The following is an 18,451-nucleotide window of genomic DNA, read 5'->3' as shown; positions in this document are numbered from 1 at the left end:
AAATGTCAGCAAAAAATAAAATTCTAAAAAAAATTCTAAAATGGAAATATAAGCATATTTCCAATCAGCAATTTACTAATATTTCCAGTGCAGTAATTGGTTTATTGGCAGGTTTAGGAGCAGTAACTTTAAAGAATTTTACGCATTTTATTCAGCATTTATTAGAAGAAGATTTTATTAAAGAAATACACACAGCGTTTTATTTTATTTTTCCAATTTTAGGGCTTTTTATTGTTCTTTTAATTGTTAAATATATTATTAAGAAAAAAGTAGGTCATGGTATTCCTTCTACATTGTATGCAATTTCCAAACAAAAAGGAATGATGCCAAAACATCAAATGTGGGCATCAATTTTTACAGCACCATTAACTGTTGGTTTTGGGGGTTCTGTTGGTTTAGAGGGGCCAACAGTAGCTACAGGAGCTGCTTTAGGATCTAATTTTGCACGACTTTTTCGTTTAAATCAAACAACAAAAACGTTATTAATTGGTGCAGCAGCAGCAGGAGCCATGTCTTCTATTTTTAAAGCACCAATTGCAGCAATTGTTTTTGCCGTAGAAATTTTTAGCTTAGAATTAACATTGGCCTCTATGGTTCCTTTATTATTAGCATCTATAACTGCAATTTTAACTTCTTATTTCTTTTTAGGAGATGATGTTTTACTACATTTCGATTTAAAAGATAAATTTTTATTAATAGACGTTCCTTTTTATATTTTATTGGGTGTTTTTTCTGCAACAATTTCTGTTTATTTTAGTAAAATATATTTCTTAATAGCAGATTTATTTAAGAAAACTAAAAATGTTTACAAACGTTTATTGGTTGGTGGAATCTTATTAGGCATACTCGTCTATATAGTACCTCCATTATTTGGTGAAGGTTACGAAACGATTAATAATATTTTAAGAGGAAACGTTACTCCGATTATAAATACAAACATTTTTAATTTTGTTGCAGACAATATTTTAACGGTTATTGTATTTTTAATAGGGTTAATTCTCTTAAAAATTGTTGCAGCTTCTTTAACTTTTGGGGCAGGTGGTATTGGAGGTATTTTTGCTCCAACACTTTTTACGGGCAGTATTACTGGTTATGTTTTTGCAACTTTTATTAATTATACCAATTTATTTACTCATAAATTATTAGTAGTAAATTATGCTATGGTAGGTATGGCTGGTTTAATGGCAGGTGTACTATTGGCGCCATTAACCGCTATTTTTTTAATAGCAGAAATTACAGGAGGTTACGAACTATTTGTACCTTTAATGATTGTTGCTTCAATCTCTTTTATAATTACCAAAAGATACATTCCGCATAATATTTATGCAGCACAATTGGCAAAAAGAGGAGAACTTATTACACATAATAAAGATAAAAATGTGCTAATGCTAATGCAAATTGAAGATTTAATAGAAACGAATTTTAAATCGATACTATTAGAAATGAATTTGGGCGAACTATTAACAAATAACGTCGCAAAATCGAGCAGAAATATATACCCTGTTGTAGATGAAGAAAACCATTTTTTAGGCATTGTTCTTTTAGACGACATTAGATCTATGATGTTTAATAGAGAATTGTATGAGAAAATTAAAGTTGCAGATATTATGAAATCTGCTCCAGAAGTTATTTTTAGTGAAGATAAACTAGAGGTTGTTATGCAAAAATTTAAACAAAGTAATGCATGGAATTTACCTGTAGTAAATAATTCTAAATACGTTGGTTTTATTTCAAAATCGAAACTATTAACAGCTTATAGGAATAAGTTAATTGAAGTAACCTCGTAATTATAGTTGTAAAAAAAGAAGTAATTTGTCAGGAAAATCAGTAAAAGCGCCGTCGACATTTGCATCAATTAACAAGGTTTGCATCATTTCTTCAAACGAATTAAATTCATCTAATTGGTCTGCTCTAAAGGTGTAAGGATGCACTTTTAAACCTAATTGATGCGCCTTAGAAACTAAAGGGGTAAATTGCCATTTACCATCCACTTTTTTGTCTAGAATTTGTTTGTACCAAGGGCCAATTCCATCTGCATACCTTGCAAAATGTTTTAAATTTTTAGCCTCTTCTGGAAATTCCATTAATTGTACCAAAAATAAATTAGACTTTAATTCTTTGCGAATTCTTTCTAATTCTTTGGCATCGAAACATTGTAAAATACAATTATCTTTTTTGGTTTTGTAACCATAATCCGCAAGTATTTTTAAAACAATTTTAGTTAGATTCTTTCCTTCTTTTTTATGAAATTCAGGTTCTTTAATTTCTGGATAAATCCCAATATTTTTTCCAGTAGCTTTATTTAAACCTTGTATCATTTCTATTTCTTGTTGAAAAGAATGTAGTTTAAAATTTCCTTTTCCTTTTGGAAATCGGTTTTTGTAAAATTGTTCGCCAGTTTTAGGGTTAAAACGTTCGGAAACTGCTAAAGTTTGTAGCTCTTCAAAGGTAAAATCAATTACATAATAACGGTTATCTTCCCTTTTTTTGCTAGGAAATTTTGTGGCAACATCTGTAACATCATCCAAATAAATATCATGAATTACAATAGGAACATTATCTTTACTCAGCACCAAATCTTGCTCGATAAAATCGGGATTCATTGCATAAGCCATAGCCTTTGCTTCCATGGTATGTTCAGGTAAATAGCCAGAAGCGCCTCTGTGAGCAATTACTACTTTTTTGTTCATAACAGGTTGTTTTTTAGTTTCACTACAAGAAATGAATAGCAAACCTATTAAAAATAATAAAATTGATTTCATTTATAAAATTTTTTGTTTCCTCGAACGAAGTCGAGAGATTTATAATTTTTCATTATAATTAGGTTTCGACTGCGCTCAACCAGACATAATTACTAATTTTTAAAAAATAAAGATAGACTTTTTGTAGTTTTGCAGTATGAAAATTTTATTAAAAATACTTTTTATTGTTTTTTTAGTTTGGGTAACAGTTGGTGCTTACTTGATAAATACTAACCACGAGAAAGCAAAAATAGTTATGGGTTTATGTGTTTTATATTTGTCTTTTATATGTATGCCAATTTTTATTTATTTTAGGTATAGAGATGGTAAATACAAAAAGTATATTATAAATGATGATAAACTAAGAAACGCTTTTAAGCAACAAGGAAAAAGCTAATCTTCTTTTTTCAAAAATGCATATACAGGGAAATGATCCGAAAAACCACCTTGGTACCAAGGACCAATATAAGTTCTAAAAGGACTTCCTTTTAATTTTCCTTTAAATACTTTTAGCCATTTTTTATTAAAAACTTCTGCATGTTTAAAATAAAGTTTGTGATCTTTTTTTTCTAAAAAATTCTTAGAAAACAAAATTTGATCGAACAAATTCCACTTTTTATTATAAGTAGTAGTTCCGTATTTTTCTTTGTGTAGCAACTTTTTCATCGGATTTGTAAAATCGTTGTTAGCCAAAATTTGTAAACTAACACTGTTTGGATTATCATTAAAATCGCCCATAATTATAATTTTAGCATCAAAACTTTGTGCAGTAATTTTCGCAATAATACTTCTATTAAGTTCTGCAGCTTTTATTCTTTTATATTCAGTAGTCTCTGGGCCATCTCTTCTCGAAGGCCAATGATTTACTAAAATATGAACCAACTCTCCATGTAAATTTCCAGTAACTTTTAAAACATCTCTTGTATAATCTCTAACACCAGGCTCATTTTCTATCTCTAAAACATAAGTTTTCGACCCCAAAAGTTCAAAAGCGTGTTTGTTGTATAAAAGAGCGACATCAATTCCTCTTTCGTCTGGAGAATCGTGATGCACAAATCCATATGGATGTTTTTTTAAGTTGGAAGAATTTACCAAATCATCCACCACTTTTGCATTTTCAACTTCCACCAAACCAACAATTGCAGGAGGGTTTTTAGAACGATTCATTCCTAATTGAGAAATTACAGAACCCAATTTTTTAATTTTTATTCTGTAGCGTTTATTCGTCCACTTGTATTTTCCTTCATTTGTATAATCGTTATCTAAAGTTTTTGGATCATCAATAGTATCAAACAAATTCTCGACATTATAAAATGCGATGGTTGTAATTTTTTCACTTTGTTTTTTAGACGAAATAGATGGAAACATAGAAAAAGTTTAGTTGTAAATGTAACGAAATAATTGCTGAATTTAGCGGTAATTTAACATTGTGTTTTAGGGACTTTAGGGTAAATTAAATGTTTTGTTTGTTATTTATTATTAGAATTTTATTATCAGTAAAAATATGATATGTTTTTCTAGTTTATGCTACATTTTCATCAATTTAAGATAAATGTAAATTTTTAAAAAATACGCATTAAGATAACCAAAACTAAATTGTATCATAACATAAAAAATCATTTTAAAAATAAGTTTGTATGTAAATTTACATCGCTGGCAAGCAACACATAAAAATTTAAAAACAAAAAGAAATTAAAATTTAAAAAAATGAAAAAGCTAACAATTGTATTTTTAGTAACTGTTATGACAACCTTATCTACATTTTCTAACAATGAAAATAAAGATGAGAAAATAAAAAAAGAAAATATTGAATTAAGAACAAAAGTTGTAAATCTTTTAAAGAGTTTTAAAATAGAATTAAAAGAAAATATCGCAGTTTCAATTAAATTTATTATAAATTCTGAAGGAGAAATTGTTGTACTTTCTGTAGATTCGAAAGAAGAAAGCGTCGTAAAATTCGTAAAAACGAGATTAAATTACCAAAAGGTTTCTTTAAAAAAATCGCAAAGAATGAATACCTATATTGTTCCTGTAAAATTTATTTCGAAATAATTAATTAACATTAATAATAAGATTTCTTAATAAGAATTATTCTTTAAAAAGCCTTTAAGGCACTAATTTTGTTTCGTAGTAAGAGTTTGAAAAATTTGAAACTGAATTTGAATTAATTAAGAAAACCTCGGCTTTTGTCGAGGTTTTTTTTATGCTGTTTTAAAACTAAAACTTTGTACTTTTGTAATCTATGATAGACGCAAAAGAAGCCATTTCCGAAAAAGCTGTGTTAATTGGTATTATTACACAACTTCAAGACGAAGAAAAATCGGAAGAATATTTAGATGAATTACAATTTTTAACAGAAACTGCAGGTGGAGTTCCTGTAAAACGTTTTGTTCAAAAAATGGAAAGACCCAACCCTAAAACTTTTTTAGGAACAGGTAAATTAGACGATGTAAAAGCATATATAGATGCTCATAATATAGGAACCGCCATTTTCGATGACGAATTATCGCCAGCGCAATTAAGAAATATCGAAAAAATTCTCGATTGTAAAATCTTAGACAGAACCAATTTAATTTTAGATATTTTCGCACAAAGAGCACAAACAAGTTCTGCAAAAACCCAAGTAGAGTTGGCGCAACATCAATATTTATTACCAAGATTAACCCGACTTTGGACGCACTTAGATAAGCAAAAAGGAGGAATTGGAATGCGTGGACCTGGAGAAACAGAAATAGAAACAGATAGGCGTATTATTAACGATAGAATTGCGCTCTTAAAAAAGAAGCTAAAAACGATTGATAAGCAAATGGCTGTACAACGCAAAAACCGTGGAAAAATGGTGCGAGTTGCGTTGGTGGGTTATACAAACGTTGGAAAATCTACGTTAATGAATGTAATTAGTAAAAGCGATGTTTTTGCAGAAAACAAACTCTTTGCAACTTTAGATACCACTGTTCGTAAAGTGGTTATTAAAAATATTCCTTTTTTAATGACAGATACTGTTGGTTTTATTAGAAAATTACCAACACAATTGGTAGAATCTTTTAAATCTACCTTAGATGAAGTTCGCGAAGCAGATTTATTATTGCATGTGGTAGATATTTCTCACCCAAATTTTGAAGATCATATTGCTTCTGTAAATACCATTCTAGATGATATTAAATGTGCAGACAAACCAACTTTAATGGTGTTTAATAAGATTGATGCTTACGAGCATGAAACTATAGAAGAAGACGATTTGGTAACCGAAAAAAACAAAGAACATTACACTTTACAAGATTGGAAAAAAACGTGGATGAACGACAAAGAGGTAGAATCTATTTTTATTTCTGCCTTAAACAAAGAGAATTTAGAAGATTTTAAGGAGAAAACATACGAAGAAGTAAAGAAAATTCACATTCAACGTTTTCCTTATAACGACTTTTTGTATTATGAGTATAAAGGAGAGGAGTAGGAGTTTTAGCATATCCTGCAAGCTCTCTTTTTTGAGCTTGTATGTATAACTTTTCCCATTATTGTAATGCCTAAAAAGTTTTTGAAATTTTGCAGAATTTTAACTCAAAAATCTATAATTTTTATTCAAGATTTTCTTCCTCAATAATTCCCATTCTTTTTGCACGATTTTCCCAAGACTTTCTTGCTAAAGCTTGTAAATCTGCCACAGAATCGCTCTCGTCCATAATTTCTAAACCTAGTAAAGTTTCAATTACGTCTTCCTGAGAAACAATACCACTTACAGAACCATATTCATCTACAACCAAGGCAATATGTTCTTTTTCTTTGATTAATTTATCGAACAAATCTGGGATAGATAATTCTCTATCAGTCACTAAAATATTTCTTTTTATGGAAGCCAAAGTTTCGTTTCCTTTTTTATTTATTAAGGCTTCTAGCATATCATCTTTTAGAAAATAACCAGTAACAGCATCTGGATTTTCAGAAAAAACAGGAATTCTAGAAAAACGCAATTTTTTATGTTCTTTGTAAAAATCTTCAATCGTTTGGGTTTCATCCGCAATTTCTAGAACAACTCTTGGCGTCATTACATCATTTACTTTTATCTCTTTAAAGCCCAATAAATTTCTAATTACCTTGCTTTCATTTTCTTTAAAAACACCTTCTTTTTCAGCCATATCTGCCATCACTAAAAAGCTTTCTCTACTTAAAATACTTCCATGACCCTTTCCGCCAATTAGCTTTGTAGTTAATTGTAAAATCCAAAGAATACCAGTGTATTTTAGTGGAAAAATCATTACTTTTAAGGCTTTCGAGGTAAAATTAGCCAACTGTTTCCAATAAGTTGCACCAATAGTTTTTGGTATAATTTCTGAAGCCACTAATATTAAAATCGTCATAATTGTAGAAACAATTCCAACCATTACATCTTCAGTGATTTTTAAACCCAAAATGGTTTTTGCTTCTGTTCCATACATTTCTGCATAGGCAACTTTTGCTTGCACACCAACTAAAATCGCACCAACTGTGTGTGCAATCGTATTTATGGTTAAAATAGCAATTAAAGGTTTATCTACATCCTTTTTAAAAGTTTCTAATTGATTTGCATAATCTAATCCTTCACTCTTTTTAAGGTTGATAAAAGTAGGAGTAATACTCAATAAAACTGCTTCTAAAATAGAACACAGAAAAGAGAAAAATATAGAAATGGTAGCAAAAATTATTAGTAATGTCATAAATAATTATTTTGAATAGCAAAGTTACAAAATAAAAAACCTCAATGCTTCGAGACTTCATTCTAAATTTTATAGTGGTAAAAGTATTTTTTTAAGTGAAAAATTATAATATAATGCAAAAATAGTATTAGAAGCATCCGTTTTTGTTGTAGCATTATATTTTTATATTAATAAATTTGTAAGATGCATTATATCAAAAAAATAAATATAGCATACAAATGAAAAAAGCCGTAAATATTTTAGTAGTATTACTTATAGCTCAATCTGTATTTGCACAGAGCAATTACCAACCAACTAAAGAAAATTTAGAGGCAAGGCAAGAATTTCAAAACGATAAGTTTGGTATGTTTATTCATTGGGGAGTGTATAGTATTTTAGGAGACGCAGAGTGGGTTATGACAAACCAAAATATTAAAGTAAATCGTTACGAATTATTACCATCTTTTTTTAATCCTATAGATTTCGATGCTAAAAAAATAGTAAAATTAGCCAAAGATGCAGGTATGAAATATATTACAATTACCACAAAACATCATGATGGTTTTGCGATGTATCATTCTAAAGTATCGAAATATAACATTGTGGATAACACACCTTTTAAAAGGGATATTTTTAGAGAATTAGAGCAAGAATGCGAAAACCAAGGAATAAAATTATACGCTTATTACTCTCAGTTAGATTGGCATCATAAAGATTATTTTCCAAGAGGTTACACAGGAAATGGAGTGGGTAGACCAGAATCTGGAGATTGGGAAAATTACCTAAAATACCAAGATGCTCAAATTAAAGAATTGGCAGAAAATTATAACATTGCTGGTTTTTGGTTCGATGGATTTTGGGATGTTTTAAAAGAAAAAGGACGCACACCAGAAACCAGAAAAGCAGGAGAAGATCGATGGAAAATCGAACAAACTTATAAAATGATTCACGATGTAAATCCTAAATTATTAATTGGAAACAACCATCACTTAGCACCTTTTGAAGGGGAAGACTTTCAAATGTTCGAGAAAGATTTACCAGGAAAAAATACTACTGGCTTTGGAGGTTTAAGTATTGGAGATTTGCCATTAGAAACTTGCGAAACGATTAATCATTCTTGGGGGTTTAACCTTCAGGACGATAAACACAAATCTGTAAACGCTTTAATTAAATATGTAATTAAAGCTGCTGGAAATAACGCCAATTTCTTACTAAATGTGGGACCAATGCCAAATGGAGAAATTCAAAAAGAACATATTATGCGTTTAAAAGCAGTTGGAGCATGGTTAAAAAAAAATGGCGAAACAATTTATGGAACTCGTGGAGGAATTATTCCTGCAACAGACAATTATGTTTCCACTCAAAAGAACAAAATACTTTATTTACATGTTTTAAATAATAAAATAGAAAAATTAAATATTGATGATTTTAAAGAACGCATTAAAAAAGTAGTTTTATTTGAAGATAAAAGTAGGGTTAAATTCAACCTTAAAAAAGGACAATTAGTAATTAACCTTCCTGAATTTGATAAAAATACTGTTGATACAATTATAGAAATTACATTAAGATAAAAAGTTAGTAAAAAAAATAAAGTATAATTATGAAAAAATGTCTCGGATTATTTGTCTTTCTTTTAAGCATAGTATCTTGTAATACCTCAAGAGAAGAGTTGCCTAAAACAAGTTCTACAATTGCAATTGATGCAGATGATACGAAAGACTCTATTATTTTTAAAGCCGCACATGTTGTACCAACTAAAAATCAATACGAAGCTTTAAAAAACGAATACATTGCGTTTATTCATTTTGGTCCCAATACATTTACACGAATGGAATGGGGAAATGGAATGGAAGATCCTAAAATTTTCGACCTTAAAAATTTAGACACAGATCAATGGTGTAAAACGATGAAAGATGCACAAATGAAAATGGTAATTATTACTGTTAAACATCATGATGGTTTTGTATTGTGGCAAAGTCGTTATACAAAACATGGTATTATGTCTACTGGTTTTAGAGATGGGAAAGGAGATATTTTAAAAGAATTGTCTGCTTCTTGCCAGAAATACGGCTTAAAATTAGGCGTGTATTTATCACCAGCAGATTTATATCAAATTGAAAACAAAGAAGGTCTTTATGGAAATTTAAGCAAGTATACAGATCGTGTAATTCCAAGAAAGGTTGGAGGTCGTCCATTCAAAAATAAAACAACTTTTACTTTTAATGTAGATGATTATAATGAGTATTTCTTAAACCAATTATTCGAATTATTAACAGAGTATGGCCCAATCCACGAAGTTTGGTTTGATGGAGCGCATCCAAAACGAAAAGGAGGACAAAAATACAATTACATCGCTTGGAAAGAATTAATTTCAACCTTAGCTCCAGAAGCTGTTGTTTTTGGAAAACAAGATATTCGTTGGTGTGGAAATGAATCTGGAGCAACAAGAAATACAGAGTGGAATGTAATTCCGTATGAAAACAATCCTCATGCAATGAATAGTTTCGCAGACATTACAGGGAAAGATATTGGTAGTAGAGAAAAATTATATAAAGCCAAATTTTTACACTATCAGCAAGCAGAAACAAATACCTCCATTCGAGAAGGCTGGTTTTATAGAGATGAAGACAAGCAAAAAGTAAGAAGTGCAGACGATGTTTTTGATATGTACGAACGTTCTGTAGGAGGTAATTCAACTTTTTTATTAAACATTCCACCAAATAGAGAAGGTAAATTTTCCTCTGAAGATGTAAGGGTTTTAGAAGAAGTTGGGCAACGAATTAAAGAAACGTATGGAACAAATTTATTTTCAGATGCTTCAGGTGCAGAAGATGCATTAGATAACGACACAACTACATACGAATTGTTAAATTCAAAGAAAAAAGAAATTATTATTAAAACGAAAAATAATATAACTATAAATCGCTTAGTTCTTAAAGAAGCAATTGTTACACATAGCGAACGCGTAGAAAAACATGTAGTGGATGCTTGGGTAAATAATGCTTGGAAAGAAATTGTTTCGGCTACAAATATTGGTTATAAGCGAATTTTACGTTTTCCAGAAGTAACATCAAACAAGTTTAGAATCCGCGTTTTGGAATCTCGTTTAAGTCCTGCAATTTCTATTATTACAGCACATTATTATAAAACGCGTCCACCACAGTTAAGTATTACAAGAAATTTGGATGGTTTGGTGAGTCTTCAACCTAAAAAACACAAATTTGGCTGGAAACCACATGGAGAAGATACTTCAAAAAATATAAATTCGGGAATAGAAATTAGATATACTATAGATGGAAGTGTTCCTAACAAAACTTCAAAAATTTATAAAGAACCATTTTTAGTAACTTCAGGAGAAGTAAAAGCATTGGCTTTTTCAAAAGATAAAAAAGGAAGTGTTGTTTCAAGAAAAATAGGAATTCTAAAAAAGAAATGGAAAGTTTTAAACGAAGATAGCTGGGCATCTACTCATGTTGGAGAATTTGCAATCGACGAAAATTCAACTACTTTTTGGATGTCGAATGAAAAAGGAAAATCGCATTTTATTGAAATTGATTTAGGCGAAGAATACACCTTAAAAGCGTTTGGTTACACTCCGCAAACTAAAAATTCAAACGGAATGATAGAACAAGGAGTTGTAAAAGTTAGCAGTAATGGTAAAACTTGGAAAACTTACGAAAATTTCGAGTTTGGAAACTTAATAAACGACCCAACACCAAGAATTCATTATTTTAAAAAAGAAATAACTACACGCTTTGTAAGAATAGAATCTAAAACAATTGCAGGAAATAAAAAACAAGCTTCCATTGCTGAATTAAATTTTTATAAATAAATTAAGAATACTCAATGAAAATAAAGAACAATCTTTTTATTATTTCAATTTTACTTTTTTCTGTTTTTGGAAACGCTCAAAACAATACAGACGATTTACGTTTGTATGATAAATTTGAACCTATTTCAACAGATAATATTTTTAAAACTGACGGGTATTATAATTGTGGAACTTCTATTATTAAAGGAAATGATGGAAAATACCACCTGTTTTATTCCAGATGGAAAAAAGAATATTCGTTTTATGGCTGGTTAACACATTCAGAAATTGCACATGCAACTTCTAAAAATCCTGCTGGTCCATGGAAATTTAAAGAAACGGTTTTAGAAGGTACACGAAAAAACAGATGGGATGCAATTACGGCTCACAATCCTAAAATAAAGCATTTCGATGGGAAATACTACCTGTATTATATCGCCACTAATTTTGGAGACAAACCATTTACAGAAAAAGAATTAGTAGCAATTGCACTCACAGGATATAGCCACCCTAATTGGAATGCTTTACGTGTAAACCAACGAACAGGAGTCGCAGTTTCAAACTCCATTAATGGGCCATGGAAAACAATGGACAAACCTTTAATTGAACCTGCTGGGCCAATAACTACACTTACTGTAAACCCTGCCATCGATAAAGGGAAAGATGGTAAATATTACTTAATTGTAAAAGGAGATAAGCCTAATGATAAGAATTTTGTTAGAAATAAAGCAATGGCGATTTCAAATTCTCCTTTAGGGCCTTTCGAAATACAAGAAAAACCGGTAATAGATTATATAGATACAGAAGATATGTCTCTTTGGTATGATAAAACAAGAGAGCGTTTTTATGGTGTTTTCCATGCCAATGGATTTATTGGAATGGTTACATCAGAAGATGGCATTAATTGGAAAAAATCTAACGAATATGTTTTAATGTCTAAAAAAGTAAAAATGGCAGATGGCTCTCAGTTAATTCCAGATAAATTAGAGCGTCCATTTATTTATCATGAAAATGGGAAACCTAAAGTACTAAGTTTAACCGTAAAAAAAGACAATGAATCTTACAGTATTTTTATTCCTATAAAAGAAAATAAATATCCAGTTCCAAATAAAAGGCAATTGGCTTGGCAAGAGGCAGAATTAGGTGTGGTTTTCCATTACGATTTACATGTTTTTGATGGCGTAAAATACAAACAAGGAGGCAATAGAATTGATCCAATTCCAGATTATCAAATTTTTAATCCGAAAGAATTAGATACCGATCAATGGGTAAAATCTGCTAAAGATGCTGGTGCAAAATTTGCGATTTTAACTGCGACTCACGAAACAGGTTTTGCTTTGTATCAATCGGATGTAAACCCTTATAGTTTAAAGGCTTTAAAGTGGAAAGAAGGAAAAGGAGATATTGTTGCAGATTTTGTAGCTTCTTGTAAAAAATATGGAATAAAACCAGGAATTTATTTAGGAATTCGTTGGAATTCATTTATGGGAGTTCATGATTTTAAGGTAAATGGAGAAGGCGTATTTAGAGAGAATCGTCAAAAATGGTACAATAAAATGGTAGAAGGAATGGTAAAAGAAATTTGTACCAAATATGGAGACCTTTTTGAAATTTGGTTCGATGGTGGAGCCGATCACCCAGATAATGGAGCACCAGATGTGTTACCAATTGTAAGAAAATACCAACCTAATTGTTTGTTTTATCATAATAGACAATTGGCAGAAGCACGTTGGGGAGGCTCAGAATCTGGAACAATAGGTTATCCTAACTGGTCTACTTTTCCATACATTTCTATAGGAGCAGGTAAAAGTGCACAAAAAGATATTTATAAAAACGATTATAAATTATTAAAGGAAGGAGATAAAAATGGTAAGTTTTGGGTTCCAGCAATGGCAGATGCTCCATTAAGAGGTTTTAATGGTCGCCATGAATGGTTCTGGGAACCTGGAGATGAAGCACATATTTTTCCAGTAGAAAATTTAATGGAAATGTATTACAAATCTGTTGGAAGAAATTCAACTTTAATTATGGGATTAACTCCAAATCCTGATGGATTAATGCCAGTACCAGATGTAAAAAGATTAAAAGAATGGGGAGACGAAATTAAAAGAAGATTTCAAAACCCAATCGCTTCAACATCTGCAAAAGGAAAAAAAATAACATTAAAATTGAATAAAAAAACGTTAATTAACCATATAATTATTCAAGAAGATATTACAAAAGGAGAACGTGTTAGAACTTATATTGTGGAAGGTTTAGTTAATGGAAAATGGAAAACACTTACAAAAGGAGAAAGTATAGGACACAAAAGAATAGCGCAATTTAAAACAGTAGAAGTCAGTAAAATTAAACTCAAAATTTTAAAAGCAGATAGAGAACCTCAAATAAAAAATTTAAGTGTTTACAATGTAATAACTCCAAAAAAATGATAAAAAGTTAATCATAACATATTATTACTCATAGTGGTTATGACTTTATTAATTGTACTGGTTAAAAAAAATAAAGAATGAATAAATAGGTAATAACGGTTGGAATATAATTCAGTTTAACAAGGGCTTATGCGATTTATGCTATCAAAACAAAAATTCTAAAATACAAGGAAATCGAGATAAAATACATGGAAAAATTACGAAGTTTCTTTCAAGAGAAATTTTTTTAAAAAAAACTAATATAAGCTGTAAAAGAAAGAATTGTAGTAAAAACAATTTGTTTTAACATAAAATATAAAGTAAAAAATGTCAAAAAACAACCTAGTGCTAGTTCTATTTTTAATTTTGTTGATGAATTGTAAAAATTCACCAACAAAAATTGTTAATGGTTACCTATACATTCAGCAAGATACTCTTAAGGGAAAAGACTGGAAATTAATATGGTTAGATAATTTTGATCAAACAGAAATAGATAGCCTAAAATGGACACGTATTCCCAGAAATAATGCAGATTGGGGAAATTATATGACCAGTAATTCTAAGTGTTACAATATTTCTAATGGAATATTGTCTTTAAAAGGTATTGTAAATAAAGATACGCTTTCAGATTCAAGACCATATTTAACAGGAGGTATTTATACAAAAGGCAAGTTTGCGTTTCAATATGGTAAAATTGAAATAAGAGCAAAATTAGAAAGTGCACAAGGTGCTTGGCCTGCTATTTGGATGTTATCCGAAAATAATAAATACGGAAAATATCCAAGAAATGGAGAAATAGATATTATGGAGCATCTAAATTACGATTCTATCATTTATCAAACCACACATTCGTACTACACATTAGAACTTAAGCAAAAAGATAATCCATCATATTATAAGACAACCAAAGCCAATACAAAAAAGTTTAATATTTACGGCTTAGAATGGTATCCAGATAAATTGGTTTACACATTAAATGGAGAGGAAACATATACCTATCCAAGAATAGAAAATGTAGATAAATCTCAATGGCCATTTAATCAACCATTTTATATTTTGATTGATCAACAATTAGAAGGTTCTTGGGTTGGAAAAGTTAATTCCGAAGATTTACCAGTAAATATGATGATAGATTGGGTAAAAGTATATCAATAAATAAAAAATAGGTTATTAATCGTATTCGCTTTATTTGTTTTTTAGGTTATAAATAACAATCTAAAAATAAAAACTCTTAGCGTTCAAAAAAAAATAAGAAAAGTATAAAACAGCGGTTTCTTTAATAGAAGTAAATGCAGAAAAAGCAAGTTTAAGAGCCGTAAAATATAAACCTAATAGTATTTGATTAATTATAAACAAAAAAACATGAATTATTTTCGATTTTATAGACTATTGCTTCTAAGTTTACTTTTTATTACTTGTAAAGAACAAGAAGCAAAAAAGCAAGAACCCATAAAAATTGCTTGCATTGGAAACAGTATTACTTATGGAGCAGGTTTGGCAGATAGAGAGCATGATTGCTACCCACAACAACTTCAAGAATTTTTAGGCGATAACTACAAAGTAGAAAATTTTGGAGTGAATGGAAATACGTTACTTAAAAGGGGCGATTACCCATATTGGAAATCCGATAAATACAAAGAAGCATTAGCATTTAAACCAGATATTGTTTTTATTAAATTAGGTACAAATGACAGTAAATTACAAAATCGAGTTCATTTAAAGGCAGATTTTGTGAATGATTATAAAGAACTTATCAATTCATTTAAACAGAGAAATAAAGAGGCAAGAATCGTTTTATTGTTACCAGTTCCTTCCTATGCAAAGGATACTTCAAGAATTTGGAATCCGATTATTAAGAATAAAATAATTCCTTTAACCCAAAAGGTAGCATTCGAAACGAATAGCGAAATGATTGATTTATACCATTTATTTGAGAATAAACCCGATTTATTTCCAGACAATATTCACCCATCTGCTTTAGGTGCAACTCGAATGGCAAAAAGAGTTTACGAATCTGTAATTCAGGAATTTGAAAGTAATAATAACGGATTTGATTTTTCGAAAGTAGATAAAAAAAGTGAATCTAATTTTTACGGTTACAAACAAACCAATTTCAATTTTAATACTATTTCTTGTAAAATAGTATCACCAAAAAGAATTTTAAAAGGAAAACCTTGGGTTTTACGTGCCCGTTTTTGGGGTCATGAACCACAAACCGATATTGCTCTTTTAGACAGAGGTTTTCATATAGTTTATTGCGATGTTGCTAATTTATTTGGAAATAATGAAGCCGTAAATCGTTGGAATAAATTTTACGATTTAATGATTGAAAATAACTTCTCTAAAAAAGTAGTTTTAGAAGGAATGAGTCGAGGAGGATTAATTATTTACAATTGGGCAGCAGAAAATTTAGAAAAAGTTGCCTGTATTTATGCAGATGCTCCAGTTTTAGATGGAACAAGTTGGCCAGGAGGAAAAGGAAAAGGTGTTGGAAGTAAAGCAGATTGGGAAAACTTTAAAAAAATGTATAACATCTTTTCGGAAGATAAAATGGCTGATTTTAAAGGAAATCCAATTCATAAAATAGAGACTATTGCAAAAGGAGGTTTCCCAATGTTTCATGTTTGTGGTGTTGCAGATAAAGTAGTTCCTGTTGATGAAAATACTCGAATTTTTGAGCAAAAAATAAAAGAAGCTGGTGGAAAAATAGAGGTAATTTACAAGGAAGGTGTGGGGCATCATCCACATAGTTTAAAAAACCCAACACCAATTGTAAATTTTATTTTAAAAGCAACAGGATATTTCAAGCAGTAAAATTTCAAAAATTTAAGATAGGAGGTTTTTTTTATAAAATTGTAAAAGGAGTAAAAAAGCAATGTTTTGTGCAAAACTAAAAAGGGAGTAGATTTTTTAAAATCACACTCCCTTTTTAATTTCGAATTTTATTTTTTAGAAAGCATAGCTCAAGCCAACTAAGAAATAAGATTGTAATTTGTTGTCAACATCATTAAATGTTGCATTTGGGTTAGGGTTATTAGTTCTTGTTTGTAAATTGTCTAAAGCTTCTTGTTTGTTTTTACGCAAACCTAATTCGAAACCTACACCAATTCCTTTCCAAAGTGTATATCCTAAAGAGTTAGTCCAAGTCCAGTTAGAAAAATCTGAAGATTTATAACTTTGGAAAACAGATAAATTAGATTTTACACTCAATTTATTATATTTCTTTGTGTAATCTGCAACAACTTTAGCACCTAGAGAAGATTCAAAAACGGTCTCTCCACTACTAAAAACAAAGTTGTAGTTTCCAGGGTGTATCACAACTACTAAGTTATTTGTTGGAGTCCAAGTTGCACCAGCACCAAAATCTAAATAACCAGGATCATTAAAATTGTCGATAATTGTAGTTCTGTATTCAGCCAAAGCAGATAATGCCCAAGTTTTACTTATTTTTCTACCATATAAAGAAGAAATTGTAAAAACATCTGTTGCAGTATCAAAACCTTCGTCTCCAGAAACACCTTTTTCGTCTAATTTTACCCAACCTAAATTTACGGCTGCAGAATTTCTCCAAAAGAAATCTTCTTCAATTAAATTTGCGAAAGCGTTTACAGTAATACCAATATTTCCTGCAGATGCAGTTGGTGCAGATCTAGAGTACCAGTTTTTAAAACCAGAAAGACTTCCACCTACAGTACCAAAGGCTCCTTTTCTCCACCCTGGAAGTGCGTCTATTTTAGCCTGAATCGCTTTTACTTCTCCTTGTAACTTTTTAATTTGCTCTTTTTTGGGAGCTTGTTCTTTTTTTAATTCTTCTTTAGTTTGCGCATTTGAGGCAAAACCTAAGAAAACAAATAATAATAGGGTCGATAATTTTTTCATTTTAATATCTATTTTAATTTAATTTTATTGTTAAGACAGTTTACTTTTTAATAAGTCACTTTTTCGTGGAAACTATAATTTATCCCCAAACCAAACAGTTCTCGATATTGCAACCTTCCAGAAGCGTTATCATCGAAAATTGTGTGGACAGTAATATGCATTTTAATGCTTTTATTTACCTTAAATCGAAGGTTCGCTTGATATTCTAAATCTATATTTTGTGGTTTATTTAAATAATCGGAATACACTGTTAAGATATTTTCTAGCTCAACATTGGTCATAATATTTGTTTTGTAATAACCTGCTAAATTAAAACCTAAACTTAATGCTGTGTTTTTCCCTTTATCGACACCAAATTTTCCAGAAAAAATATCGTTTACGAATGTAAGTCTTGCGGTTGCTGGAGCGATGTTTATGTTTAAGTTATCCGATTTTTTCCATAACATTCCAGGTCCAAAACTTAAGTAAGCAGGAGAAAGAAAGTCGGAAACAGGTAGTTCTGGCGTTTTAGAATAATCGAAACCTCTTGTATATTGTGTTTTTATATTTGTAAAATAAGAGAAGAACCAATATTTAGAAGATTTTAAACCTAAAAGAGTGTTGAGTTCGAATCTATCATCCGTTTTTCTATATCCTTTTGCAGTTAAATAACTTAATCCATAGCCTGTTATTAACCTGGTATCCCAGTTCCATTTATTTTTTTTGTAATTAAAATCGTAGTTAATAGTTACGTTTCCTGCAACTGTATTTTGCCCTCCAGCAGCCCAATTCGAAAAAGCAGATTGATTAAAAATAAAAGTAAACCTACCAAGAATTTTCCATTTTGGAACAGGCACTTTCTTCTTTTCTACTTTTTTTTGCTGCGAGTTTACAGCAATGGAAAACACAAGAAATAGCGTTAGAAATAAATATCTAAAAGTTGGGTTGGTTTTAAACAAAATG

At 30.1% G+C, this 18,451-nt stretch carries 14 protein-coding genes; 9 read left to right on the top strand and 5 right to left on the bottom strand.

The genetic code is table 11. From position 1 onward, the window contains the following. Positions 1 to 2: 2 nt before the first annotated feature. On the top strand, positions 3 to 1,787 hold the full coding sequence (locus J3359_RS07225) for a chloride channel protein (RefSeq protein ID WP_208080035.1): 1,785 nt from the start codon (positions 3 to 5) through the stop codon (positions 1,785 to 1,787). Here the strand turns inward: J3359_RS07225 and glpQ are convergent, their stop codons facing one another. Continuing rightward, entirely contained in the window at positions 1,788 to 2,762 is a 975-nt protein-coding gene (gene glpQ, locus J3359_RS07220; RefSeq protein WP_208080034.1) for a glycerophosphodiester phosphodiesterase, read from the bottom strand. Between the two features lie 136 nt (positions 2,763 to 2,898). Here glpQ and J3359_RS07215 point away from each other — a divergent pair, with 136 nt between their 5' ends. Further along, positions 2,899 to 3,138, top strand: a complete 240-nt coding sequence (locus tag J3359_RS07215) for a hypothetical protein (protein WP_208080033.1) — start codon at positions 2,899 to 2,901, stop codon at positions 3,136 to 3,138. On the opposite strand, the gene J3359_RS07210 is transcribed toward J3359_RS07215, so the two are convergent. Next, positions 3,135 to 4,109 (bottom strand): endonuclease/exonuclease/phosphatase family protein, encoded by a 975-nt coding sequence (locus J3359_RS07210; protein WP_208080032.1) that lies wholly within the window; start codon positions 4,107 to 4,109, stop codon positions 3,135 to 3,137. The two genes, J3359_RS07215 and J3359_RS07210, sit on opposite strands and share 4 nt — an antisense overlap. Before the next feature lie 339 nt (positions 4,110 to 4,448). On the opposite strand from J3359_RS07210, the gene J3359_RS07205 reads away from it, so the two are divergent. Then, on the top strand, positions 4,449 to 4,793 hold the full coding sequence (locus J3359_RS07205; RefSeq protein WP_208080031.1) for a hypothetical protein: 345 nt from the start codon (positions 4,449 to 4,451) through the stop codon (positions 4,791 to 4,793). Positions 4,794 to 4,983: 190 nt separating this feature from the next. Then, a complete protein-coding gene (gene hflX, locus J3359_RS07200; RefSeq protein WP_208080030.1) occupies positions 4,984 to 6,195 on the top strand; it encodes a GTPase HflX in 1,212 nt (403 codons plus the stop codon). Between the two features lie 121 nt (positions 6,196 to 6,316). Here the strand turns inward: hflX and J3359_RS07195 are convergent, their stop codons facing one another. Then, positions 6,317 to 7,432 carry a CNNM domain-containing protein gene (locus J3359_RS07195; RefSeq protein WP_208080029.1) on the bottom strand — a complete coding sequence of 372 codons (1,116 nt, stop codon included), beginning with the start codon at positions 7,430 to 7,432 and terminating at the stop codon, positions 6,317 to 6,319. 218 nt (positions 7,433 to 7,650) lie between these two features. On the opposite strand from J3359_RS07195, the gene J3359_RS07190 reads away from it, so the two are divergent. The 5 genes from J3359_RS07190 to J3359_RS07170 all read left to right on the top strand — a co-directional run bounded on the left by J3359_RS07190 (position 7,651) and on the right by J3359_RS07170 (position 16,444). Next, complete coding sequence (locus J3359_RS07190) at positions 7,651 to 8,982, top strand: alpha-L-fucosidase (protein WP_208080028.1); 1,332 nt, start codon at positions 7,651 to 7,653, stop codon at positions 8,980 to 8,982. Positions 8,983 to 9,011: 29 nt separating this feature from the next. Further along, on the top strand, positions 9,012 to 11,243 hold the full coding sequence (locus J3359_RS07185; protein ID WP_208080027.1) for an alpha-L-fucosidase: 2,232 nt from the start codon (positions 9,012 to 9,014) through the stop codon (positions 11,241 to 11,243). Between the two features lie 14 nt (positions 11,244 to 11,257). Continuing rightward, positions 11,258 to 13,651 (top strand): alpha-L-fucosidase, encoded by a 2,394-nt coding sequence (locus J3359_RS18290; protein WP_243765998.1) that lies wholly within the window; start codon positions 11,258 to 11,260, stop codon positions 13,649 to 13,651. A 351-nt stretch (positions 13,652 to 14,002) separates the two neighbouring features. After that, positions 14,003 to 14,785 (top strand): glycoside hydrolase family 16 protein, encoded by a 783-nt coding sequence (locus tag J3359_RS07175; protein WP_243765997.1) that lies wholly within the window; start codon positions 14,003 to 14,005, stop codon positions 14,783 to 14,785. A gap of 207 nt (positions 14,786 to 14,992) precedes the next feature. Next, positions 14,993 to 16,444: a GDSL-type esterase/lipase family protein gene (locus tag J3359_RS07170; RefSeq protein ID WP_208080025.1), complete on the top strand. Its 1,452-nt coding sequence runs from the start codon at positions 14,993 to 14,995 to the stop codon at positions 16,442 to 16,444. A 135-nt stretch (positions 16,445 to 16,579) separates the two neighbouring features. Here J3359_RS07170 and J3359_RS07165 read toward each other — a convergent pair whose 3' ends face one another. Next, positions 16,580 to 17,509, bottom strand: a complete 930-nt coding sequence (locus J3359_RS07165) for a DUF3078 domain-containing protein (protein ID WP_208080024.1) — start codon at positions 17,507 to 17,509, stop codon at positions 16,580 to 16,582. Between the two features lie 47 nt (positions 17,510 to 17,556). Then, the gene (locus tag J3359_RS07160; protein ID WP_208080023.1) at positions 17,557 to 18,447 is read right to left on the bottom strand and encodes a DUF3078 domain-containing protein; all 891 of its coding nucleotides are present in this window, start codon (positions 18,445 to 18,447) and stop codon (positions 17,557 to 17,559) included. Between the last annotated feature and the right edge of the window lie 4 nt (positions 18,448 to 18,451).

Source organism: Polaribacter cellanae, assembly GCF_017569185.1.
GTDB classification, from domain to species: Bacteria; Bacteroidota; Bacteroidia; order Flavobacteriales; family Flavobacteriaceae; genus Polaribacter; species Polaribacter cellanae.
Note: the sequence above shows the minus strand (reverse complement) of the source record. Positions and strands in the feature narration are given on the sequence as shown.